General features: G+C 39.5%; 23 protein-coding genes. 14 read left to right on the top strand and 9 right to left on the bottom strand.

The features are described 5' to 3' along the window. Positions 1–91: 91 nt before the first annotated feature. Both ACOB80_RS16020 and cutA read right to left on the bottom strand, forming a co-directional pair. Positions 92–1,909, bottom strand: a complete 1,818-nt coding sequence (locus ACOB80_RS16020; RefSeq protein ID WP_473166979.1) for a protein-disulfide reductase DsbD — start codon at positions 1,907–1,909, stop codon at positions 92–94. After that, complete coding sequence (gene cutA / locus ACOB80_RS16015) at positions 1,909–2,223, bottom strand: divalent-cation tolerance protein CutA (protein WP_473166861.1); 315 nt, start codon at positions 2,221–2,223, stop codon at positions 1,909–1,911. Before cutA ends, ACOB80_RS16020 begins: the two co-directional genes overlap by 1 nt. A 127-nt stretch (positions 2,224–2,350) precedes the next feature. Between cutA and ACOB80_RS16010 the strand changes: the two genes are divergently transcribed. From ACOB80_RS16010 to groL, 3 genes are all read left to right on the top strand, one after another. Further along, the gene (locus ACOB80_RS16010; protein WP_473166860.1) at positions 2,351–2,860 is read left to right on the top strand and encodes an FxsA family protein; all 510 of its coding nucleotides are present in this window, start codon (positions 2,351–2,353) and stop codon (positions 2,858–2,860) included. Positions 2,861–2,957: 97 nt separating this feature from the next. Further along, positions 2,958–3,248: a co-chaperone GroES gene (locus ACOB80_RS16005; RefSeq protein ID WP_473166859.1), complete on the top strand. Its 291-nt coding sequence runs from the start codon at positions 2,958–2,960 to the stop codon at positions 3,246–3,248. 274 nt (positions 3,249–3,522) lie between these two features. After that, complete coding sequence (gene groL / locus ACOB80_RS16000; protein ID WP_473166858.1) at positions 3,523–5,172, top strand: chaperonin GroEL; 1,650 nt, start codon at positions 3,523–3,525, stop codon at positions 5,170–5,172. A 566-nt stretch (positions 5,173–5,738) separates the two neighbouring features. Here groL and ACOB80_RS15995 read toward each other — a convergent pair. Further along, on the bottom strand, positions 5,739–6,632 hold the full coding sequence (locus ACOB80_RS15995; protein ID WP_473166857.1) for a GGDEF domain-containing protein: 894 nt from the start codon (positions 6,630–6,632) through the stop codon (positions 5,739–5,741). Between the two features lie 547 nt (positions 6,633–7,179). On the opposite strand from ACOB80_RS15995, the gene ACOB80_RS15990 reads away from it, so the two are divergent. From ACOB80_RS15990 to ACOB80_RS15975, 4 genes are all read left to right on the top strand, one after another. Then, on the top strand, positions 7,180–7,740 hold the full coding sequence (locus ACOB80_RS15990) for a DUF4136 domain-containing protein (protein WP_473166856.1): 561 nt from the start codon (positions 7,180–7,182) through the stop codon (positions 7,738–7,740). Positions 7,741–7,813: 73 nt separating this feature from the next. Continuing rightward, a complete protein-coding gene (locus ACOB80_RS15985) occupies positions 7,814–8,290 on the top strand; it encodes a DUF3016 domain-containing protein (RefSeq protein ID WP_473166855.1) in 477 nt (158 codons plus the stop codon). A gap of 237 nt (positions 8,291–8,527) precedes the next feature. After that, positions 8,528–9,721, top strand: a complete 1,194-nt coding sequence (locus tag ACOB80_RS15980; protein ID WP_473166854.1) for an alginate export family protein — start codon at positions 8,528–8,530, stop codon at positions 9,719–9,721. A gap of 262 nt (positions 9,722–9,983) precedes the next feature. Beyond that, complete coding sequence (locus tag ACOB80_RS15975; protein ID WP_473166853.1) at positions 9,984–10,703, top strand: hypothetical protein; 720 nt, start codon at positions 9,984–9,986, stop codon at positions 10,701–10,703. Between the two features lie 61 nt (positions 10,704–10,764). Here the strand turns inward: ACOB80_RS15975 and ACOB80_RS15970 are convergent, their stop codons facing one another. After that, positions 10,765–11,070, bottom strand: coding sequence for a hypothetical protein (locus ACOB80_RS15970; RefSeq protein ID WP_473166852.1), 306 nt, complete (start codon positions 11,068–11,070; stop codon positions 10,765–10,767). Between the two features lie 169 nt (positions 11,071–11,239). Here ACOB80_RS15970 and ACOB80_RS15965 point away from each other — a divergent pair, with 169 nt between their 5' ends. Beyond that, a complete protein-coding gene (locus ACOB80_RS15965) occupies positions 11,240–12,886 on the top strand; it encodes a mechanosensitive ion channel family protein (protein WP_473166851.1) in 1,647 nt (548 codons plus the stop codon). Between the two features lie 6 nt (positions 12,887–12,892). On the opposite strand, the gene epmB is transcribed toward ACOB80_RS15965, so the two are convergent. After that, positions 12,893–13,912 (bottom strand): EF-P beta-lysylation protein EpmB, encoded by a 1,020-nt coding sequence (epmB, locus tag ACOB80_RS15960; protein WP_473166850.1) that lies wholly within the window; start codon positions 13,910–13,912, stop codon positions 12,893–12,895. 39 nt (positions 13,913–13,951) lie between these two features. Between epmB and efp the strand changes: the two genes are divergently transcribed. Then, positions 13,952–14,521 carry an elongation factor P gene (efp, locus tag ACOB80_RS15955; RefSeq protein WP_473166849.1) on the top strand — a complete coding sequence of 190 codons (570 nt, stop codon included), beginning with the start codon at positions 13,952–13,954 and terminating at the stop codon, positions 14,519–14,521. A 70-nt stretch (positions 14,522–14,591) separates the two neighbouring features. On the opposite strand, the gene ACOB80_RS15950 is transcribed toward efp, so the two are convergent. Continuing rightward, the gene (locus ACOB80_RS15950; protein WP_473166848.1) at positions 14,592–14,903 is read right to left on the bottom strand and encodes a DUF4389 domain-containing protein; all 312 of its coding nucleotides are present in this window, start codon (positions 14,901–14,903) and stop codon (positions 14,592–14,594) included. Positions 14,904–15,109: 206 nt separating this feature from the next. Beyond that, on the bottom strand, positions 15,110–17,443 hold the full coding sequence (locus ACOB80_RS15945) for a S9 family peptidase (protein WP_473166847.1): 2,334 nt from the start codon (positions 17,441–17,443) through the stop codon (positions 15,110–15,112). Positions 17,444–17,611: 168 nt separating this feature from the next. On the opposite strand from ACOB80_RS15945, the gene ACOB80_RS15940 reads away from it, so the two are divergent. The 5 genes from ACOB80_RS15940 (at position 17,612) to ACOB80_RS15920 (ending at position 22,382) form a co-directional block, all read left to right on the top strand. After that, the gene (locus ACOB80_RS15940) at positions 17,612–18,529 is read left to right on the top strand and encodes an ABC transporter ATP-binding protein (RefSeq protein ID WP_473166846.1); all 918 of its coding nucleotides are present in this window, start codon (positions 17,612–17,614) and stop codon (positions 18,527–18,529) included. 18 nt (positions 18,530–18,547) lie between these two features. Beyond that, on the top strand, positions 18,548–19,324 hold the full coding sequence (locus tag ACOB80_RS15935) for an ABC transporter permease (RefSeq protein WP_473166978.1): 777 nt from the start codon (positions 18,548–18,550) through the stop codon (positions 19,322–19,324). Continuing rightward, positions 19,324–20,007: a tRNA (guanine(46)-N(7))-methyltransferase TrmB gene (gene trmB, locus ACOB80_RS15930; protein ID WP_473166845.1), complete on the top strand. Its 684-nt coding sequence runs from the start codon at positions 19,324–19,326 to the stop codon at positions 20,005–20,007. Before ACOB80_RS15935 ends, trmB begins: the two co-directional genes overlap by 1 nt. Before the next feature lie 433 nt (positions 20,008–20,440). Further along, positions 20,441–22,078, top strand: a complete 1,638-nt coding sequence (panP, locus tag ACOB80_RS15925; RefSeq protein ID WP_473166844.1) for a pyridoxal-dependent aspartate 1-decarboxylase PanP — start codon at positions 20,441–20,443, stop codon at positions 22,076–22,078. A gap of 178 nt (positions 22,079–22,256) precedes the next feature. Continuing rightward, complete coding sequence (locus tag ACOB80_RS15920; protein ID WP_473166843.1) at positions 22,257–22,382, top strand: hypothetical protein; 126 nt, start codon at positions 22,257–22,259, stop codon at positions 22,380–22,382. A gap of 84 nt (positions 22,383–22,466) precedes the next feature. Here ACOB80_RS15920 and panC read toward each other — a convergent pair whose 3' ends face one another. Together panC and panB are read right to left on the bottom strand one after the other, a co-directional pair. Beyond that, positions 22,467–23,315 (bottom strand): pantoate--beta-alanine ligase, encoded by an 849-nt coding sequence (panC, locus tag ACOB80_RS15915; RefSeq protein WP_473166842.1) that lies wholly within the window; start codon positions 23,313–23,315, stop codon positions 22,467–22,469. Between the two features lie 8 nt (positions 23,316–23,323). Further along, positions 23,324–24,118 (bottom strand): 3-methyl-2-oxobutanoate hydroxymethyltransferase, encoded by a 795-nt coding sequence (gene panB, locus ACOB80_RS15910; RefSeq protein ID WP_473166841.1) that lies wholly within the window; start codon positions 24,116–24,118, stop codon positions 23,324–23,326. Positions 24,119–24,126: the final 8 nt, after the last annotated feature.

The following is a 24,126-nucleotide window of genomic DNA, read 5'->3' as shown; positions in this document are numbered from 1 at the left end:
GATTATATATGGGATACCTAACAAAAGAAAAGCGCGCAATGAGTTGTTGTCTTATTGCGCGCTTTTTTTGAACGGAGTCATTGCGTTGTAACTAGTTGAAAGTTTTGTTTACATGCTCTGCAAACTCTGGCGCTGCCATAAAACCTGTTACGCGACGGGTATCGAGCTCTTGCCCATTCAAGTCGAAAAACAGAATAGACGGTAGGCCAAATACGTCAAAATGCCCCATTAATTCTATGCTGGTATCTGTACCAGTGTCAGTTAAGTCTATTTGAATAAGCACTGAATTTTTCAATGCTTCTCTTACTTCTGGTTTTGGGAAGGTTTTGTGCTCAAATTCTTTACAGGCAACACACCAATCGGCATATAAATCTACCATAACTGTTTTGCCTTCTGCGTTGGCTGAAGCAACCGCGTTTTCAAGTTCAGCTAAGTTATTTACATAGATAAAGCTGTGTTCACTCGCATGACCACTAGATGCTGTTGGAGTGGTAATGGTGGTAGGTTGTATATAGAAAATAGAACCAACAGCTAAACCGGCAATGATAAGCGAACGCAAGTGTTTCATTAACGATGATTTGCTTGCTAGGTTTACGTGCATAAAGTAATAGAAGGTAGCCAAAATAAGCAATAACCAAAGTACTAAACTCACCGTTGCTGGTAAAAAGCGCTCTAGTAAGAATACAGGTACCATCAATAACATTAAGCCAAAGATGTTTTTAATGACGTCCATCCAAGGACCTGCTTTTGGCAATAACTTACCGCCAGAGCTTCCTAGCACTAATAAAGGTAACCCCATACCGAGACTTAACGCATATAACGCCGCAGCACCTAAGGCTACATCGCCTGTTTGAGAAATATAAATCAGTGCACCCGTTAGTGGCGCCGTTGTGCAAGGAGAGGCAACTAACCCTGAAATTGCACCCATTGCCAATACACCCCAATAAGAGCCTGACTTTTGTTCATTGCTTAATTGGTTCAGTTTATTTTGCCAGCTAGAAGGCAACGCTAAGTTAAATACGCCAAACATTGATAAGGCTAAAAAGACGAACAAAATGCTTAATGCAACTAACACGGCTGGGTGTTGGAACATAGCTTGAAATTGAGCACCAGCTAAAGCAACAACTACGCCCAGAATAGTGTAGGTAATTGCCATGCCTTGCACGTAAAAGAAAGATAAACTAAACGCACGCTTTGTTGTTAATGTATCTTTTTGACCAACAATGATACCCGATAAGATTGGGTACATTGGAAAAACACAAGGAGTAAAAGATAACAATAGACCACCGGCAAAAAACGCTAATAAGGTTATCCATAAGGTTTCACCTTTTAGCATATCAGCTAATTCAAATTGCTCACTTTGGCTACTTGTTGAGGCGCTTGTTGTCGTGCTTGGCTCGTTACTCGCACTTGCCATAGCACTCAAAATGTCGGTATTTGCCGCACTTGCTTGCGTCAGCGATATCGTTTTTATTTCAGGTGGAAAGCATAAACCTTTCTTGGCACAGCCCTGAAAGCGAATGCTTAGCGATGCGTTATCCTTTATGGCATCTACCGGAACAATAAAAGAAATAGGCGAATCATAAATCTGCTGTTTGCCAAAGAATTCATCTTCGTGATCAACCCCTTGTGGCAATACAACTTCTCCGAGCGTTGCCCCTTCAGCTGAAAAACTAAACTTTTGTTTATAAAGGTAATAACCATCAACAATATCAAAAGAAATTGAGACGTGCCTACCTTCTTGAATAAAGTTAAAGGGGAATGCTTGGTCGGGTTTTAAAAATTCACTTTCGTTGTTAAATAATGACGAAGCAGAGGTATCGAAAATCGATTGTTGTGCTTCAACATCGCGCAGAAAAGTCGTGGTTAAAACAATTAAGCTTAAACTTAATAACAGCAGTTTTTTCATCATGACGTTAAATTGTCTTCTATCCAATGTAAATAGTCGCCATTGCCGTTTTTAATTTCTAAGGCAATGATCTCTGGTACATCATAAGGGTGCAGTGATGAAATTCTATCACTAACCACATTAAAGAGCTGTTGTTTGCTCTTAATCAATAATTGTACCTCGGTTTCGGTTTCGATAGCACCTTGCCATTGGTAAATTGAAGTTATACCTGGTGTTATATTTACGCATGCCGCTAACTTTTCGTTCACTAACGTGCGGGCAATTTGCTTCGCTACCTCTTGGTTGGGGCAATTACACAAAATTACTTGGTACATATCTTTCCGCTGAAATAAGTATCAGCGGTTAATCTACTGCAATTGTTTGGTGCTGTAAAACGTCCAACCGTTGAAAAAGACCAGAGATGCCCCATATTTGTTTCATGGTCTTTTAAATTGGTGCCTTATGTTTCGCGTTTTATTCTTTTTATTTATCGTTGTTCCTATTATTGAGATTGCTGTTTTGATGCAAGTTGGTGCTTTACTTGGCGCTTGGCCAACAGTTGCAATTGTTATTATTACCGCTTGGTTGGGCGCAAAAAATGTCCGTCAGCAGGGGATTGCGACAATTCAATCTGTACAAACTAAAATGGCTCAAGGTGAGGCTCCGTCTGATGAAATAGTTGCTGGATTACTATTATTAGTTGCAGGTGTACTTCTTGTGACCCCTGGTTTCGTGACAGACTTTTTTGGCTTATCTCTGTTGATTCCACAAGTAAGAGCTAAGTTAATTAAATCAGTGCAGCAACATTTGGTGCAAAACCCTGGTGCAGGCGGCGCACAATTTCACTTTTATCAAGAATCGAGCGAAAATTTCCAGCAAAAAGATCCATTTGCTAAACAAGATCCTTTAGATGGGCATAAATCTGTGCACCATGGTCAAACGATTGAAGGCGATTTTGAGCGTAAAGACTAAAAAAATTCATCATAGGGTTGTATTGATAAAATGCGACCCTATTTAACATTGCAATACCAAATATTTTTTAAAATTAACATTCTCAGGAGAGAAATACATGAGCATTCGTCCATTACACGATCGCGTTATCATCAAGCGTAAAGAAGTAGAGTCAAAATCTGCTGGCGGTATCGTTTTAACGGGTAGCGCTGCTGAGAAATCTACTCGCGGTGAAGTAATCGCTGTAGGTAACGGCCGTATCTTAGAAAACGGTGAAGTTCGCGCATTAGACGTAAAAGTTGGCGACCAAGTTATCTTTAATGAAGGTTACGGCGTGAAAACTGAAAAGATTGACGGTGAAGAAGTGCTAATTTTGTCAGAGACTGACATTTTAGCGATCGTAGAATAATTTTTTGATTGGTTTGCTGCTATTTCAACTTAATAGCGGCATCAGAAGTGCTCACATACATTTGTATGCTTCGCGCTTCTTCTTTGCTCTTAAGCGAACTAGCTTAAAGTAAAGCAAAAAATGTAATTAACAAATTAATGGGAAGATATTAGATACTGAAAATTAGCTTTTGAACAATATTACATGGAATTTACCAATGTAAACATGTGTAGTGAAACAGTTTTAAAAGTAATTAGTAAGTCTTCCTAATGTGAAAGTTTAAGGAATTATAAAGATGGCAAAAGACGTATTATTCGGTAACGACGCACGCGTAAAAATGCTAAACGGTGTAAATGTTTTAGCTGACGCGGTAAAAGTAACGTTAGGCCCTAAAGGTCGTAACGTTGTATTAGACAAATCATTTGGTGGCCCAACTATCACTAAAGATGGTGTTTCAGTAGCTAAAGAAATCGAACTAGAAGACAAGTTCGAGAACATGGGCGCGCAAATGGTTAAAGAAGTAGCGTCTAAAGCTAACGACGAAGCGGGTGACGGTACTACTACTGCAACTGTTTTAGCACAATCAATCGTTAACGAAGGCTTAAAGTCTATTGCTGCGGGCATGAACCCAATGGATCTTAAGCGCGGTATCGACAAAGCGGTAGTTGCAGCTGTAGAAGAGTTAAAAGCGATTTCTACGCCATGTGCTGACAACAAGGCAATTGAGCAAGTTGGTACTATTTCAGCAAATGCTGATAAAACAGTTGGTGAAATCATCGCGACAGCAATGGAAAAAGTAGGTACTGAAGGCGTTATCACTGTTGAAGAAGGTCAATCATTAGAAAACGAATTAGACGTTGTTGAAGGTATGCAGTTTGATCGTGGTTACCTTTCTCCTTACTTCATCAACAACCAGGAAAGTGGTGCAGTTGAATTAGAAAACCCATTCATTCTTCTTGTTGACAAAAAAGTGTCAAACATCCGTGAATTGTTAACGACTTTAGAAGCGGTTGCTAAAGCTGGCAAGCCGTTACTAATCATCGCTGAAGATGTTGAAGGTGAAGCCTTAGCGACATTAGTTGTGAATAACATGCGCGGTATCGTTAAAGTTGCCGCTGTTAAGGCACCTGGTTTTGGTGACCGTCGTAAAGCTATGCTTCAAGACATTGCTATTCTAACTGCGGGTACTGTGATTTCTGAAGAAATCGGCATGGAGCTTGAAAAAGCAACATTAGAAGATTTAGGTCAAGCTAAGCGTGTTGTTATCTCTAAAGACAACACAACTATCATCGATGGTATCGGTGAAGAAGCTGACATCCAAGCACGTGTAGCACAAATTCGTGGTCAAATTGAAGATACGTCTTCAGATTACGACAAAGAAAAACTTCAAGAGCGTTTAGCTAAGTTAGCTGGCGGTGTTGCAGTAATTAAAGTAGGTGCTGCTACTGAAGTTGAAATGAAAGAGAAAAAAGATCGTGTTGACGATGCATTACACGCAACTCGCGCAGCAGTTGAAGAAGGTGTAGTAGCTGGTGGTGGTGTTGCACTAGTTCGCGTTGCTGACAAGATTAAAGAACTTAAGGGTGACAACGAAGACCAAAACCACGGTATTAACGTTGCTATCCGCGCAATGGAGTCTCCATTACGTCAAATCGTTGCAAACTGTGGTGATGAAGCATCTGTAGTACTTAACGAAGTGCGCAATGGCGAAGGTAACTTTGGTTACAATGCTGGTAGCGGCGAGTACGGCGACATGTTAGAAATGGGTATCTTAGATCCTGCTAAAGTAACACGCTCTGCATTACAATTTGCTGCATCAGTTGCTGGCTTAATGTTAACTACTGAAGCTATGGTGACAGACGCACCACAGAAAGACGCTGGCGCACCTGCAATGCCTGATATGGGTGGTATGGGTGGTATGGGCGGAATGCCTGGCATGATGTAATTTTTGCTGGTCTAAAACGTTAATTACTGCGTTGTTACTCGCTTGCATACACATACGTATGCGCGCTCTTAACGCCTTGAACTAAACGTTTTATCCTGCGCAAAAATGTGCTACTCAGAATATAGAGAAACCCGCTACGGCGGGTTTTTTGTTGCTTGTTGAAAACATTGTAAGCATAAAAAGGATTACTGCGTTGTTACTCGCTTGCATACACATACGTATGCGCGCTCTTAACGCCTTGTACTAAACGTTTTATCCTGCGCAAAAATGCACTACTCAAAGTATTTAGAAACCCGCTTCGGCGTGTTTTTTGTTGGATAAATAGAGCTTTAAAGGAATAAATAGCGCTACTGATTTGCTGTTTTCTGAAAATGTGATGAATATAAAAAGTAACGCGTTGTTATTCGCTTGCATACACATACGTATACGCGCTCTTAACGCCTTGTACTAAACGTTTTATCCTGCGAAAAAATGCACTACTCAAAGTATTTAGAAACCCGCTTCGGCGGGTTTATTTGTTGTCTGTTGGAAGGAGCATTTGAACAATAAGGGGTCTGTGCAAATTGCTAATTCGATTTAACTTCTGAAAATAAAGTTACACGGTTTCGGCCGTTCCTTTTCGCTTGATATAAAGCGCTATCTGCTTGAGAGATTAGTCCTTTCAATTCTAAGGACTCGTTAGACAACTGAGATGCTCCGATACTCACTGTACAGTTAATTTCGTTATTACTGCCTTCTTGCTGGATTTGAAGTTCTGCAACGCGCTTTCTAATCCATTCCAACGTTATTTCTGCTTCTTTAATATCGGTATTTGGCATCAAGATAATGAATTCCTCTCCGCCATAGCGTGCGAAGACATTTTTATTTGGTAAGCTTTTTTCTATGAGTTTAGCAACCTCAATTAGACATAAGTCGCCAAACTGATGGCCATAGGTGTCGTTAATGTCTTTGAAATGGTCTAGATCAATTAAGGCAACAGTTAGAGGAGCCTGTATAGCGATAGATGTTTTGTGAAGTTGCTTACCCAGTGTGAAAAACAGGTGTCTATTGGCAATGCCAGTCAGTGAGTCTGTTGTAGCGAGTCGATTCAGTTGGTTCTCGTTGTTCTCTATCTGTTTAACAAATAGTGTCATTACAATCATTACTTCAATCATGTTGACGAAAATAACTGATTGATAAACTAAATGATTCATTTCATCTGAAAGCTTGATAAGCGGCTCTAAATTTAACGTGTTTTCACATACGTAGAGTAAAATTAGTGCCAATATACTTAGTAGTATCTTAGTGTTTACTTCTCTTGTTTCATACAATAAAAATGCGCCGGTTGGCACTAAAAAATAATATAAATGAAAGCCTGTAGCATTAGTGACATAAAGATTTGTACAAACAAATAAGTGCACCATTAAAATGGAAAAAAATACTGTTTTGGCAAAATAGCTTTTGTGCCATTTATTCAGCACTAAGGGGAGACCGTACAAAAGGGTAAAAATCAGATTGATTTTGCCTACTAAAGGTTCGTTTAATACAAACAAATAATTGAGCGTATACAAGCCTGAAATTGCTATGGTAATAAGACTTACAATATTTGTTAATCTTATTTTAAGGCTATTGATGAGCGTGCTGTTTCTAGTCCCTAAATTAGCCAAATCATTGAAGGTCATTTTTACATCTTTTTGTCTTTTACCGAGGTTATTATAGTGAAAGCTTAAAGTATTAGCGATACGTCTCCTAGCTTTATTCGTAGTTGCTTTAAGTTATGTGTGGTGTGACGTATGTTGAGATTTTTTAGTGTTCAGTCATATTTAAACGCAACGCTATAAGTTCATTAACAAGCTTATACTTATTGCAGCTGTTAGTTGTTGGCTCGCTTAAATACTTCAACTCGCGAAATTAACCTGCTTGTATACAAATTGTTGCACAATTTTTTCCATAATATCTTATAGTTGTTATGTTTTACTCTATTACTTTATTTATAGCAGTATACTTAAAATGGGATAAGGAATAACAATGACAGTGAGTAGATGGTTAGTTGCAATTGTATTGATAGTTACGTTAGGTGGCTGCGTTCAGGTTGTTGAACAGCAGCCTGAGCATTCAAAGGTGAACTTGGCTATATCAAGTGTTTGGGATATGCCATCAACCTTTCCAAGCAATAGCAAATTTTTTATCCATCCTAGGTATTTGAAAAAATCCTCGTTAGCTTCAGCTAACCAGCAAGATGTTTATCGTCACTTTCAACAGGCGATAGAAAAAAGTATGACGGCACATGGTTTTATTGAGTCAGGGGGTGGGGCCGATTTTATTATCACATTCGCAGTAGCACTTGAAACCGATTTGAGTGATCAAGAGATCAGTAAAAAGTTTGGCGTTACGCCGGGGCTAAAGACGGAAGACGGAGCCGATAAAGCGAGTCTTCTAATTTACATTGAAAATGGTGAAACCAATGAAAGTGTCTGGAGAGGAACTGTACAAGGAATAGTTTACAAAAATATTGACGAAGAGCAGAGACAACAAAGAATTCAACTTGTTGTTAACGATGTGTTATCACAATTTTATAAAGAGAATTAACATTTAAATACACTTTTTTGTTGAGAAGTACGGTCTAATATAAGTGTAAGAAGAGGCAAGAGAGGAAAATACGATGAAAAAAGTTAGCCTATTAACAACAGTATTAATGTTTTGTGTACTAGTACCTTCTGCTTTCGCTGGAACGAGTGAGGTCACTTGGACAAATCCTGAGAAATATCGCGACATCCACCCAGGGGAAGACCATAGACAAAAGTTTAAAGAAAGAGTATTTAAAGGCTTTGAGGAACATTTCGCTAAGTTATCTAGTTCTTTACCAGAAGGGCAAACCCTTAAAGTTGAAGTAACAGATATAGACCTTGCGGGTGATGTGCACTTAACTAATCGTCAGGTACGAATCGTAAAAGATATTTACTTTCCGCGTATGAAGTTTAACTACCAGTTAGTTGACAAAAATGGCGCTGAATTGAAAAAGGGTAGTGAAAACCTAAAAGACATGAATTTTATGATGGGCAATACTCTTCGCTATAGAAATGACTTTCTACGTTATGAAAAAAACTTGCTGGACGATTGGTTTAAAGAAACCTTTTAGTTTAGTCATGTAAACAATATTAAAAGCGAGGTTCGACCTCGCTTTTTTTTGCCCGCTTTTTACTGGTAAAAGATCTGTATTTTGTTGATCTTGGTCATCTAACGATGGAATAAAAGAGGTTCTCACTACGCAAATTTGTTGGTCCCAGCTATTATTAACGACAATAAAAAACGTACAGCAATATCTATCTGCTTTTACCTACGCAGAAGGTATTATAATAAATTCAAGGGATACCACATGAAACACAGAACCAACCATTGGCGAAAATTGCCTTTTGCATTGGCGACTTTGGCTGTGGCTTTGCCAACAATTGCAGATGACAATAAAGCGAAAGCAAGTATTGATTTAAGGCTCAGATATGAAGCCGTTGATCAAAAAAACGCATCAAAAGATGCTGATGCCTTAACGTTGAGGACATTAGTAAACTTTAAAACAGCGACTTACAATAACTTTTCTGGTTTTGTTGAGTTTGAGGATTCTCGAGCCGTTGGCATCGATGACTACAACGATACCAATGGTAACAACCCAGACTATTCAGTTATTGCTGATCCGGAAACGACAGAGCTAGATCAAGCCTACATTCAATACAAGGTAGATGGCTCGGGTGCTAAAATCGGAAGGCAAGTAATCACTTTTGATAACCATAGATTTGTGGGCCATGTTGGCTGGCGACAAGATAAGCAAACTTTTGATGCCGCAAAGATATTCTTTAACAATAAAGAAATGGGCAACTTCCAATATGCATATGTTACGAAGCGAAACAGAATCTTTGGTGAAGAGAAAGACATCGATTCTAAAGACCATCTAATTAACTATAGTTTTAAAACCGATGGTGGAACTTTTAGCGCTTATGGTTATTTACTCGAGATAGATAACCACACCGATAACGGTAACGATACCTATGGTTTAAGGTATGCAGGTAGCCGCAAAGCAGGTAAGAATAAATGGGCGTATACCATTGAATATGCAATGCAAGACTCAGATTCAAGCGGTGCATCTTATGAAGCAACATACTGGTTAGCTGAATTGGGATATACATTTAGCGGTATTACGGTAAAAGGTGGCTACGAATCATTGGGAAGTGATGATGGCAATTATGGCTTTTCGACACCATTAGCGACCTTACATGCTTTTAATGGTTGGTCAGATCAGTTTTTAACTACGCCAAAAGAAGGTTTAAACGATTTGTACGTTAATGTTTCTGGTAAAGCGTGGCAAGGCAAATGGACCGTAATCTACCATGATTTTTCAGCTGATGAAGCCAGTGCGACGGTAGATGATTTGGGTTCGGAACTCAACATCTCTTACGGTAGAAAGCTCATGAAAAATATTACTGGCGGTATTAAGTTTGCGTCTTATGATGTTGGTGATAGCGGTGCAGGTAAAGTTGATACAGATAAACTTTGGGTTTGGGCACAAGCTAAATTCTAATATTTATTTAAATTTCTTATCTATTAAACGGAGCGCAAATGTGTGCTCCGTTTTTATTTCTGTTTACGAACTTGATATTAACTGTGTTGAGTGTCAGAAAATTTTACAAATATCCAATTATATGAAATTACAAAAGGCAAAAATACAGCAAAATCAGAGGGTTGTTTTTAAGGAATAAAGGTTGCTTATTTTTTGTCCGTAGTGTCCTAGTTATAGGTCTAAAAACAAAATTTGGAATACTAATAACTTAAGGAGAACAACTTTGAAACGTCGATTATTTACTATATTCGTATTGTTATTGGTCGGCTCTGCGCACGCAAGTTTGATAACTTCTGAAATAATATTTGGCAGTGGTAATACTAACCGTGGCTTTACTGTCGAGACTTTTGGTGATCTAGAGCTAGCGTTGAGAGCAAAACAACGATACACGCCTAATGATGTTTTAGGGGTAGGAATTGTTCAAGATATTGATGGTAACTACCTTTTTGATAGCACTGGTGCCTCAGTACCTGCTAATCGCTCATTTTGGAATTTCGATTGGTCTATAAACAGTGATATTACTGACAGTAGTACCTTCTTGTCAGAGTTTCAGTTTTTGATGCGAGTAGATTTTGATCCCAGCGCTGGGGTTAGCTTTTTTGATTATAACCCTTTAGGTCCAGCGCCCGCTAACTATTATCTAGGAAATAACTCAACTCCCAATGGTGGAGGCGTTTTTACCAGTGATACGCTGTTACTTGGTGCTAATAACGTTGCTCAAAACTCGGTAAATATGGGATTCATACCCGGTGCTCCTATTGGGGCTGGTCAGTTTCGCATAGAGTTGCAAGCAATGGATGCTAATGGTGGGATGATTGGCAGTACAGCAATCGATGTGTTTGTTGATACAACACCTGTTTCTGAGCCAACAATGTTAGGGGTTTTTGTGATATCTATAAGCCTTTTGAGCTTTAGAACTTCACGTAGAAAAAAAGCTCGATAATGCGCTTTGAATCACAATTAACTTGCGGAGTATGCAATAGTACTCCGCTCTTTAAGCATGTTTATTCTTGGTAGCTTTTCTCGAATTGGCTCAAAACAGTAAACAATTGCTCAATCTTCTTCACTAAATTAATTAAAAGCTGCTGATCTTTATTGCGTTGCCAAACTAAAAGCTCGTCGGCAACTTCTTCTACATACGGTTGAAATGTGTTGGCTTCCGCTTTAAAACCAGCATCTTTAGTGAATATGTTGTCAAATTTTGCCATTTTCTTTTCACGTAAATCAGCAAGGGTTGCGTCTGCTGAAAGTGATTTTTTTAGAATAATAGAAATATTATCAATCAGTTGTTGATTTACTGCGTCGCTCATTGTGTATATACCTTAAAAATAATCGCGCTATTATGCCAAAAATAGCATGGTCAGATAAAGTATTTAGCTGAACAAGGCCAATTCTTTGCATACGCTATTATTGTGCTAGTCTTAAATTATTCTCGACATTCAAAACAATAATTAGCTCTTATCGCTCGTTACAATAATTATGCTTCGAAATGTAATCTCATTATCTTTATTAATCTGTCTATTTTTGTCTTTCTCCAGTAAATCCTTTACCCACGCGCAAGCTGAAGAAGTGTCAGTTAAAAACATTTTGGAACAAGGAGAGAAAAATAAAGAAGAACAAAGTCACGATAGATTATTACCAACAGAAGCTATTCCTTTAGATCAATTTGAACGAGGTCAGCCAAGAAGTACAATCGCCGGCTTTCTTGAAGCGGTAGAGAATTATGATTATGCCTTAGCCGTTCATTATATGGATTTTAGAAATCTATCAAAATCGACTAAGCGTGTAGGTGAGGAAGCATTAGCGAAACAGCTGCAACTAGTCATTAGGCGAACTATGTGGGTTGACCTTCACGCGATAAGTGATAACCCTTTGGGACACTTACAAGATGGTCTTCCTGCCTATCGCGAGTTGATAGGTACAGTTGATACACCTAAAGGGCAAATTCATCTGCTACTGCAAAGAGTACCTCGTGAAGGCGATCGCGTGATGATCTGGAAAATTTCAAACGCGACAGTCGAAAAAGTGCCATATCTCAGTCAAATCTATGCTTACTCAGAGTTCGGCGAGTGGCTGTCTCAACAGTTACCTTCTTACGATATCTTAGGTGTCGAGCTATGGCAGTGGCTTTACTTTTTAGTGTTGCTTGTTGGATATTTTGTGTTGGCCAATATAGTGACCTATTTTATTAGCGCGATGTTGCGCAAGTTTAAGCCGCAACTTATCAGAGAAGTTCATTCCTTTATTAGGGGCCCGGTAACCTTATTAATAGCCGTAATATTTGCTAGATCTTTTGTCGTTGAGTCAAATATCACCTTAGCCGCTAGAGCGATAATGGATGGTGCGACAATACTCATCTTGGCTTGGATTTGGTTTTTCGTTCGCCTTACAGACCTCTTGAAACAATACTTGGCGTTGTATTTAGCATCTAAAGATAATCAGTTTGCTGTTTATTTATTAAGGCCAATTTCGACGGTGTTAAAGCTATTGTTCATCTTTGTAGGTGTATTGGTTTGGTTTGAAAATTTAGGTTTTAGTGCCACAACCTTGTTAACTGGTTTAGGTATTGGTGGGTTGGCAATCGCATTGGCGGCACAAAAATCAGTAGAAAACATCATAGGTGCAATTACTTTATACGTTTCAGCACCTGTAAAGATAGGTAATGTCTGTAAGTTTAACGACATATTTGGTGTGGTAGAAGAAATCGGCTTAAGAGCGACAAGAATAAGAACGCTAGACAGAACGGTGGTCTATATCGCTAACGCTAAGTTTATTGATATGCAGCTAGAAAACATTTCCGAGCGTGAAACCATCATGTATCGCCCTGAGTTATTACTGAAATCAGACAGTGACCCTGATGCCATCGAGCAAATACTTAGTGAAATACACGCGTTGCTAAGTGTTAATGAAAAAATCGCGGAAGCGCCTCTTCGAACAACACTAAAAGGTTTTACGCGTTTTGGTTTAAAGCTTGAGGTGTTGGCGTATATAACGACAACCGATTATCAAGAGTTTTTGACTGTCAGCCATCGTCTAAATATGGATATTCTGCGAATCATTAAAAGGAATCAGTGTCAGCTTACAGAGTTTTTTAAACATGAATTACCTGTGTCAGACATTCAGTAGTTAGCATTAATCTTCTAAGGGTAAAGGCGTTTTACTCGGTTCTCCCGCGATTTCTCTAACAACCTTAGGCATTAGGAATCCAGGCAGTGTCGCCATCATAGTTTTTACGATGTTCTGTACGTGGTCTGCTGCTAAGTCAAAATGAGCAACGTTTTGCACTTTATCGAATAAGTGCAGGTAATAAGGCTGAATGCCGTTATCAAATAAACGTTCACTTAATTCACAAAGTGTTGTCGATTCATCGTTAATTCCTGCCAGTAAAACGCTCTGGTTAAAAAGCGGGATCCTAGCGTCAAGCAAAGGCTGAATCGCACGTATAAAGTGGCTATCTATTTCATTTTTATGATTAATATGAAAAACAATGGTCGCCTTTAAGCGCGTATTTTTTAACAAACTGACTAATTCTTGGGTTACTCTTTGCGGGATAACCACGGGTAATCGAGAGTGAATGCGTAAGCGTTTCACATGTGAAATATCACTGATTTTATTAACTAACCAAGTGAGGTGTTGATCGTTAGCCATTAACGGATCGCCGCCACTGAAAATCACTTCGGTAATCTCATGATTTGAAGATATATAATCAAGGGCTTGTTGCCAACGAGCTTTGTTTGGGCTGTTGTCTTCATATGGGAAATGACGGCGAAAACAATAGCGGCAGTTGACTGCACAGCCCGATTTTACAATCATGAGTACGCGGTGTTTATATTTGTGTAGCAGGCCTTCAGCGACAGTGTCGTGTTCAATTAAAGGATCTAAAAGATATCCTTCCGTATCAATAAATTCCTGATTTAAAGGCATTACCTGTTTTAACAATGGGTCGTTAAAGTTACCTTTTTCCATCTTGGCGATAAAAGGGCGAGGTACTCGTACCGGAAATAACTTTCTCGCAGTAAAGTGATGCAGATAATCGTCAGGAGCAATATCTAAAAGATTTAGCAGCTCCTTTGGATCGGTAACCACATTTGCTAACTCTTTTTGCCAAGAAGTGTGCAATTGTGGCTCAATTTGGGTTATTATCTGCGACATTAAAATTTAGCTCTTTATATTGGGTAAACGAGAATATCTATGGCGAACTATAGTACAAACCAATTTAAAGCTGGCCTAAAACTTATGATTGATGGCGAGCCTTGTAACATTCTAGAAAACGAAATTGTTAAACCAGGTAAAGGCCAAGCCTTTAACCGCGTTAAAATCCGTAAACTTATTTCAGGCAAAGTTCTTGAGAAAACCTTTAAATCAGGTGAATCTGTAGAAGGTGCTGATGTTATGGATTCTGAGTTAGCTTACTTGTATGCTGACGGCGAATTTTGGCATTTTATGAATAATGAGACTTTCGAGCAAGTTGCCGCAGATGAAAAAGCAGTTGGCGACATGGAAAAGTGGTTAGTTGAAGGTGACCTTTGTACTATTACTTTCTGGAACGGTAACCCGATTTCAGTGACTCCACCAAACTTCGTTGAGTTAGAGATCACTGAAACAGATCCAGGCCTAAAAGGTGATACTGCCGGCACTGGTGGTAAGCCAGCAACATTAACAACGGGCGCTGTTGTTCGTGTGCCTTTATTCGTTCAAATTGGTGAAGTAGTTAAAGTAGATACACGCTCAGGTGAATACGTATCTCGTGCAGGTAAGTAATTAACTTTATTGCTTAAGCCGTTAAATTGAAAAACCTCGTGTTAATACGAGGTTTTTTTATGGCTGTGTTTTAGTCTCTCGGACTATATCGGTAATGGGGCTTTTCAGGCCAGCCACTTAACGGAAATGGGTACTTTTCCGTATTTGCCGTTAAAAATTGGTTAATTTGGTAAATATAGTTATTGAGACTTTGGCCAAAGCTTTTAAGCGCTGGATTTGCTTTACCTGTAAAGAGTAAACAGAAAAACTGGAATACTGCGATCAGGGTAATAAGAAAGCGAACAAAGCCGGCAACCATGCCAAATAACAGCATAAATGCACCACGAATTAGGTTGTTTGCCGTAAAGCCATGCTTCTTTTCTACTGAATTTATATCTCGCATTAGTAACTTCTCCTTTTAGTTACGTAATACAAAGCAAAATGCTGACCAATTATAAAGTTTATATATAACAGGTGGTTAGCGTTTTTTCTTTTGGGGTGCTAAGTAAAATAACTAACAAGTTAGCAAAATTGACGATAAAGTCGTGAGCTTAGTCAGATATAAAAAAACCTGCCTAGGGCAGGTTTTTTAACTAAAGACTGTTTGGTTTACTTTTTACGATTCATTAAATGACGGTCAAAGTAATCCGTTTTCATTGTCTGTAAGTGAAGAGTCGTACCTTCACCTCGCCACAAACCGTGTGCACGGTTAGGGTAAGACATAAATTGGAATTGCTTGTTGTGCTTAACTAACTCATTAATTAAACGCTCTGCGCCTTGGTAATGTACGTTGTCATCGCCCGTACCGTGAACGAGTAACAAGTTACCTTGAAGGTTTTTAGCGTGAGTAATAGGTGAACCTTGCTTATAGCCTTCTTCATACTCTGAAAGTAAGCCTGAGTATCTTTCTTGGTAGATAGTGTCGTATAAACGCTGATCTGGTACTGGCGCAAGAGAGATACCTACATGGTATTGCTCTGGGTAGCGGAACAGCATGTTAAGTGTCATAGAACCACCACCTGAGTGACCCCAAATACCAACACGGTCAGTATCAATGTAATCCCAACGCTTCGCCATTTCTTTTAACGCATCGGATTGATCGCGTGAAGATAGTACGCCAATTGCGCCATACACTTCTTTACGCCACATTCTGCCTTTAGGTGCGCGTGTACCACGGTTATCAATTGAAGCGACAAGGTAGCCCTTTTCCGTCAACATTTGATCCCAAAGGTAAGAATTACCGCGCCATCTGTCTTGAACTGTTTGTCCCCACGCTTCACCGTAAACGTAGAAAATAATCGGGTATTTCTTGTTAGGATCAAAATCTGCTGGACGCATAATGTAACCGTCAAGAACAACACCGTCTTGTGCTTTTACTTGGAAAAACTCATGGGTAGGCTGGCGTAATGTCGCTAGCTTCTCTTTAAGCTTTTTGTTGTCCATTAACAAGTGCTTAGTTTCGTGATTTTCTAAACGAACTAAGCGTTTGGTTGATGGCTGGTTAAAGCTTGAATGGGTGTGAATTGCCCACTTACCATCAGCTGACATTTGGTAACTATTGCTACCAGCAAAACTATCTGGTGTGACTTGCTGATTGACAACACTGCCATCTAATTTACTGCGGAATAAGTAACGTTGACCAACGTCTTTCGGCGAAGCGATGTAGTACAACCAACCACTGTCTTCATCAACAGTTTGAATACTAACGATATCAAACTCACCAGGTGTTAAGTCACGTTTGTCTTTGCCGTCACGAGAAATGCTATAGAAGTGTCTCCAGCCAGCAGCTTCACTTGTCCACAAGAAACGCTTGCCACCGTCAATCCACTGAGCGTCGGTAATACCGTCAAGGTAAGCTTCGTCTCGTTCAGTGTAAATCGCATTCGTTTTACCTGATTCAGCATTAGCTAAATAAAGGATATTGGTATTTTGCTTACGATTTAAGTGCTGGACCAACACTTCTTTGCTATTACCTGACCAATTCATGCGTGGAATGTACATATCACGTGAGTTGTTAGGTAATTTTGCCCAAGTTGTTTTTTGGGTTGCTAAATCAACAATACCCACATTGGCTAAAGCGTTTGTTTCACCGACTTTAGGGTAAGGGAATTTGGTAATTGTTGGGTAAAGTGCATCGGTGTTATTGATCATGATGAAATCTTTACTGCCCGATGTGTCTAGCTGCCAGTAAGCGATTTTTGTTCCGTCTGGGCTCCAGCGGAAGCCATCACGAATAGTAAATTCTTCTTCGTAAACCCAATCAAACAAACCGTTGATAATACCATTGCCAGCATCATTGGTTAATTGGGTGATTTTGTTTGAGGCTAAATCTTCGACGTAAATGTTATCAGCGGTAACGTATGCAACACGAGTTCCATCTGGAGAGAACTTAGCGAACATTAAGCTGCTTTCTTTAACGCTTTTCCCACCTAGACGCTGTAATTTGTCACTCTCTAGGTTTAATACCCAGTAGTCGCCTCGGCTATTTGAACGCCATACACGTTTACTGTTTGTGTAAATAAGTAACTGTTTTCTGTCTTCAGACCAAATATAGTCGTGAATTTCTAACGGCTTATCAGCGCCTTTAGGTGTAAGTTGTTCTGCACTTACTAAGGTTTTGCCTTTTAAGGTTTCTGGATCGTAAAAAACAATGTCTTTGCCAATCGATTTTTCTTTTCCGTCTTTGTCAGCTTTTTTGGTTTTAGACGCTTCTACTGCAGTGTAACCTGAACCATCTGCTAACCAACGAATGCGACCAATGTAATCTGAGCGAAACTCATGGTCTTGATAAATGCGAGCAAGCGTTAGGTCATTATCGCGTTTAACTTCCGCTTGTGGAGCAGCGTCAGTTGTTGATTTTTTCTCGTCTGTTGCTTGGCATGCCATTAAACTGGCTGAAATTGCCGCGCTAACAGCAAGCAGTTTTATTTTTGAGAGTTGCATAATGTTTCCTTCTAAGTAACTGCTGTACTTTAGAATGGAATACAATATAAGACAACCAGCACAAACAAATTAGCAACAGAATTGCCGGGTTTTTATTCGTTATAAAGGTTGAAAAATCGCGAAGATGTCCATATTTAAACCTCATCTTTATCAAGAACCGTATTCTGCATGACTCAAGCGCTAGAAATCTCGAATCTTCGAAAAACCTATAAAGGGGGCTTTGAAGCATTAAAAGGTATTGATTTAACCGTTGAACAAGGTGATTTTTTTGCTTTGTTAGGACCAAATGGCGCGGGTAAGTCGACTACCATAGGTATCATCACCTCTCTTGTGAATAAAACACAGGGGCAAGTTAAAATTTTTGGTCACGACATCGACAAAGAGCTGGAGACTGCGAAAAGTTATATTGGCCTAGTGCCTCAAGAGTTTAACTTTAACCAGTTTGAATCTCTGATGAAGATTCTTGTCAATCAAGCGGGATATTATGGTGTTGATCGCGACACGGCCCGTCAGCGTGCAGAAAAATACCTAAAGCAACTCGACTTGTGGGACAAGCGAGATAACGCTGCTCGTATGTTATCAGGTGGAATGAAACGTCGCCTCATGATTGCCCGTGCATTAATGCATGAACCTAAGGTGCTTATTCTTGACGAGCCTACTGCTGGCGTTGATATCGAGCTTCGTCGTTCAATGTGGGATTTCTTACGAGAAATTAATCAGCAAGGCATTACTATTATTTTAACGACACACTATCTCGAAGAAGCCGAAATGCTATGTCGTAACATCGCTATTATTAATAGTGGTGAAATTGTCGAAAATACCGATATGAAGTCTTTGTTAGCAAAACTTGATGTGGAAACTTTTATTCTTGACTTAAAATTAGGTAGCCCTGAGCCTAACATCGAAGGGTTTTGTTCTCGATTAACTGATGATCACACATTAGAAGTGGATGTTAAAAAGTCTCAACGAATCAACGACGTATTCGCTCAGTTAAGTGAACAAGCCATTGATGTGCAAAGTATGCGCAATAAAAGTAATCGTTTAGAAGAGCTTTTCGTAAGCTTAGTTAATTCGCAAGCATCGTAAGGAAAAGCCGTGAGTTCTATAAATCCTGCCACTAGAAATTTAGTTGCGTTAAAAAGTATTTTGCATAAAGAAACACATCGCTTTATGCGTATTTGGGTGCAAACCTTAGTGCCACCAGCGATTACCATTAGCTTATATTTTGTTATTTTTGGCTCGTTAATTGGTAGTCGTATCGGTGAAATGGGCGGTTTTGATTATATGTCGTTCATCGTTCCTGGTTTAATTATGATGAGTGTTATTACCAACTCTTATTCCAACGTAGCCTCTTCTTTTTTCAGCGCTAAATGGCAACGAAATGTTGAAGAAATGCTGGTAGCGCCTGTACCTAATTGGGTTATTGTTGCTGGCTATGTCGGTGGTGGTATGGCTCGTGGTATTCTCGTTGGCTTAATCGTTACGTTAATTGCGCTATTGTTTGTTGATATTCAGATTCACAACATTTGGGTGATTATCGCTACTGTCAGTTTAACCTCCGCAACGTTTGCCTTAGGCGGTTTGATTAACGCAGTATTTGCCGGAAGCTTCGATGACATCTCTATTATTCCTACTTTTGTGTTAACACCGCTTACTTATTTAGGTGGTGTTTTTTACTCAATTAGTTTGCTGCCTGAGTTTTGGCAGGGCGTATCGCAAGCTAACCCAATCGTTTACATGGTAAATGCCTTTAGATATGGCTTTTTAGGTATTTCTGACGTCAGTCTTACCGTTGCTTTTTCTATGATGGGCGTGTTTATTTTGGGTCTATACGCGGTGGCGATGTACTTAATAACTAAAGGTATTGGGTTAAGAAGTTAATGACAGAAGCGGCATTTGGTAATTCAAAGGAAATTATTACCAATCAAGAAGGGATACATGAAAAGCTTACAGAAGTCGTTGAAAAGCATTTAGCAACGCCATCGAAAAAACCTTTTCAACAGCACACACTCGATGCCTTTGAGCAAGTTAAAAAGCGGCTAAAAGGCCATCAGGGAGATATTATTCTTGATGCCTGTTGTGGTGTCGGTCAAAGTACGCGTCTTATCGCTAAACGTCATCCTGAAGCTTTTGTTATCGGCGTAGATAAATCGGCGGCGCGAATTAACAAAGATGACCAATTTCTTATCGAAGATACAGATACATCTCAGGTTGATAATTTTATTTTAGTGCGTGCTGATCTTAATGATTTTTATCGTTTGTTGGCTAACGAAAAGTGGCAAATTAATAAACACTTTATTCTTTATCCAAACCCTTGGCCAAAATCAAAACATTTGCAACGCAGGTGGCATGGCAGTGCGGTGTTCCCACAGATTATCGCGTTAGGCCAAACAATTGAGCTACGCAGTAACTGGCGACTTTACCTAGAAGAATTTCTGCAGGCGGCAGAGATAGCTGGGCGTTCCGGCCATATATCTTTAGTTGAAGACGAGACTCCGTTAACGCCGTTTGAAGCAAAATATAAGGCTAGTGGTCAGCAATGTTGGAAGTTAAAAATTGACTAAAAGATCGGTTAATATCGCTATATTTTGGTTTGATTAACAAATGGATAAATAAGGTTTTTATTAGGTTTTAAATTAAAAACCTAATAAAAACAATGAAATAACAAATTGGTACAAATGTTGGTTAGTAAGGTCATAGTATTGATAATGGAGAAAGACTATGACACACAAAATTAAAAAAAATGTACTAATGATGGCTTTTAGTAGTTTAGCGATTATTGAATTAGGTTTTGTTTATCTAGCTACGCTTGTTGCTTAAGGTAGATTTTCCAAACAAGCGTTAGGGTTTACACGCGTAACTGGTCGCGAAAGGTAAACAACTTGTCTTTAACAAGAATAAAAAAACAAGACATTTGCCCGAATTTTTATTAAAGTGCCGCTCTTGAAACTACTATTAGTTGATAAGTTTAATTAGTTAGCATTTTCCTGGCATTTTATGGCGGCAAGTAAACGCGCAGCGAGCGCAACCGAAGAATCGTTACATCGAATATTTACTATTCCTGAAGCACCTGATTCAACGTTAGGTCGAATAGAGCAAGAGATCTCGCAAAATTTGGCGGGCTTTCTAGGCGATCATATTGCTGCAAAAGAAATCAAACTCACCGAAATTGAAAAAGATTTCGCAAGTTCTGCCATTCCAGAGCAACCAGCCTTTGTTTCTGATCACATGCACCATTTATTAGATAAATTGGTGGCGCAGTCTGTTCATACTTCAAGTCCAAGTTTTATTGGCCATATGACGTCAGCATTGCCGTATTTTATCTTACCGCTTTCTAAACTTATGGTTGGCCTCAACCAAAACCTAGTCAAAATCGAAACGTCAAAAGCATTTACTCCGCTAGAGCGTCAAGTTTTAGGTATGATGCATCGATTGGTTTATCAAGATGATGATCAGTTTTATCAAGCCTGGATGCATAGTGCTGAACACTCTTTAGGCGCATTTTGTTCTGGTGGAACGGTAGCCAACATTACCGCTTTGTGGGTAGCCAGAAATAACCTATTAAAAGCTGATGGCGATTTTAAAGGGGTTGCTCGCGAAGGACTTTACCGCGCCCTGACTCATTATCAATACGACGGATTGGCAGTGTTGGTGTCTAATCGTGGTCACTATTCATTGAAAAAATCAGCGGATGTTCTTGGTTTAGGACGCGATAGCGTTGTTTCAATACCTACCGACGAATACAACAAAATCGATATCGCTAAACTTAGAGAAAAGTGCCAAGAATTAACGGACAAAAATATACGTATTCTCGGTATTATCGGCGTTGCTGGGACAACCGAAACAGGTAATATCGATCCATTAAGTGAAATGGCAGACATTGCACAAGAATACCAATGTCATTTTCATGTAGACGCTGCATGGGGCGGGGCGACGTTACTCTCTAATAAGCATCGTCATTTACTATCAGGAATCGAAAAGGCTGATTCAGTGACCATTGATGCCCATAAGCAAATGTATGTGCCTATGGGGGCTGGTTTAGTGGTATTTAAAAATCCGGCATCGGTTTCTTCTATTGAACATCACGCCGAGTATATCTTACGTAAAGGCTCAAAAGACTTAGGCTCTCATACTCTAGAGGGCTCACGTCCTGGAATGGCGATGCTTGTTTATGCAAGTTTGCATATTATTAGCCGTCCAGGCTATGAATTGTTAATCAATCAAGGGATTGAAAAGGCACAATATTTCGCTGATATTATTTCAGCACATCCAGATTTTGAGCTAGTCACAGCACCAGAATTATGTTTGCTTACTTATCGCTATAATCCACAACAAGTTCAGAGCTACCTTGCGCAGGCGAGTGAAGATGAACAACTTGAAATTAATGTGTTGCTAGATAAGTTGACTAAATTTATTCAAAAACGACAACGTGAAAATGGAAAGTCGTTTGTTTCTCGTACCCGTATCGAGGTGCAAAAATACCAAAGCAGGAAAACGCTAGTATTTCGTGTTGTTTTGGCTAATCCTCTGACCTCTAAAGAGATTCTACAAGACGTGCTTACTGAGCAAGTGGAGTTGGCGCAAGAAAGTCAGCGTTTCTTGCCTAAGCTTTTGCGACTCAGTAGCCAAATTTAATCGGTTTGAACGTTTATTAAGTAAGCATTTAATCTAGCTTATATCAGATTGATAAGTTTCTTTTCGAAATTTTTTTCTTTCGATTGCTTACAAAATGAAAGTTATTGTGTAATAATTCAACTGTACTTTCATTTTTTAAACGGTGAGGGGATAGACGATGTACACTGAGGATAACAAAATGTCTGAAATGATCGACGAGAAAAGCATTGACGATAAGTCAGTAGAGCAGCAACTTCTTGAAGCTAAACAAGAGATTGAAGATCTTAAAAGCCAAATTATGTGGCTTGAACGCTCATACGAATAAGATAGTTATTTATAGAAAAAGCCGAACTCCTGTTAAAGAAGTTCGGCTTTTTTGTATCTAGCAGGTAAAAGTTTTTAACTGTAATTACGAAAGTGACACTTGTAAGTTGTCTATTAGTCTTGCTTTGCCACAATGTGCAGCAGCTAGAATAACCAACTCTTTGTCATCTTCACTTGCAGGTTGTAATGTACGCGCGTGAACAATATGAATGTAGTCGGTTTTCATGCCTGCATTGTCAATAAACTCTGCTGCCTTTTTTGCTAACCCGATAAAATCGGTATCTCTTTTGATTTGCTCTGCTAACCATTGGATATTTTGAGCAAGTGCTGGCGCAATTTTGAGTTCTTCTTCACTTAAATAACCGTTGCGTGAACTCATTGCTAAGCCACTTGTTTCACGCTTAGTTGGCACAGGTATAATGTCAATGGGCATGGACAAATCTTCAACCATAGTCTGAATAACTTGCACTTGCTGGTAGTCTTTTAAACCAAAACAAGCAACATCTGGTTGAACTAAGTTAAATAGCTTACAAACAACGGTAGCAACACCTCTAAAGTGACCTGGGCGGCTTTCACCACAATACCCTTCAGATACTTGAGGAACTTCAACAAAACTCTGCTTATCAAGTCCTTTCGGGTAAATAATCGCTGGCGTAGGTGTGAACAATAGGTCAGTGGCTGCATCAACAAGCTTTTGTTGATCTTGCTCCAATGTTCTTGGGTAACTGTCTATATCCTCATTAGCGCCAAATTGCATTGGATTCACAAAAATACTAGCGACGACTTTATCGGCGTGTTTATGTGCTTCTTCGACGAGTGAGATATGGCCTGCGTGCAGATTTCCCATAGTGGGTACAAAGGCAATTTTTAACCCTTGTTGACGCCATGCTTTAACTTGTTCGCGCAGCTCTGCAATATCTTGTACTGTTTTCATTACTGTCTCTAACTGAAAATGTGCTCAGGGCCAGGGAAGTTTCCGTTTTGTACTTCGTCGATATAAAGCTCTATCGCTTTTTTAATGTCACCAGTATCGATTAAGAAGTTGCGAGAAAACTTAGGCATGTAACTGCAAGAAATGCCTAATGCGTCATGCATTACTAGTATTTGACCGTCTGTGTCTTTTCCGGCACCTATACCAATTGTCGGAATGTCGATGGCTTCAGAAATCGCTTTGCCTAAGCCTGCTGGAATACACTCGAGTACCAGTAATTGAGCACCTGCAGCCTGTAATGCTTTTGCATGTTCAATCATTTCTTGCGCTTTATCTTCATCTCTGCCTTGTACTTTGAAGCCGCCAAAAACATTAACAGATTGTGGTGTAAGGCCTAAGTGCGCACAAACGGGAATGCCACGTTCTACTAGCCCTTTGATAGTGTCAGCTAGCCAAAGTCCACCTTCAAGCTTAACCATACTAGCGCCTGCTTGCATTAGCTTGGCTGCGTTCTCAAACGCCTGCTCTTTAGTGGCATAGCTCATAAAAGGCATATCGCTGATGATAAGCGTTTCTTCGACACCACGTTTAACACATGATGTGTGGTAAGCCATGTCGTTGATGCTTACAGGTAGAGTATCGTCTTGCCCTTGCAATACCATACCTAGAGAGTCACCGATTAAAATAGCATGCACGCCAGCTTGATCAAAAAGTTTAGCGAAGCTTGCATCGTAAGCTGTGATAGTGGCAATTTTTTCACCTTGCTCTTTCATTTTACGCAAAGTGGCTGTGGTAATTTTTCCCATGTTTGTTT

This window comes from Thalassotalea coralli (assembly GCF_055786205.1).
This window is presented reverse-complemented; position numbering and strand designations above follow the sequence as displayed.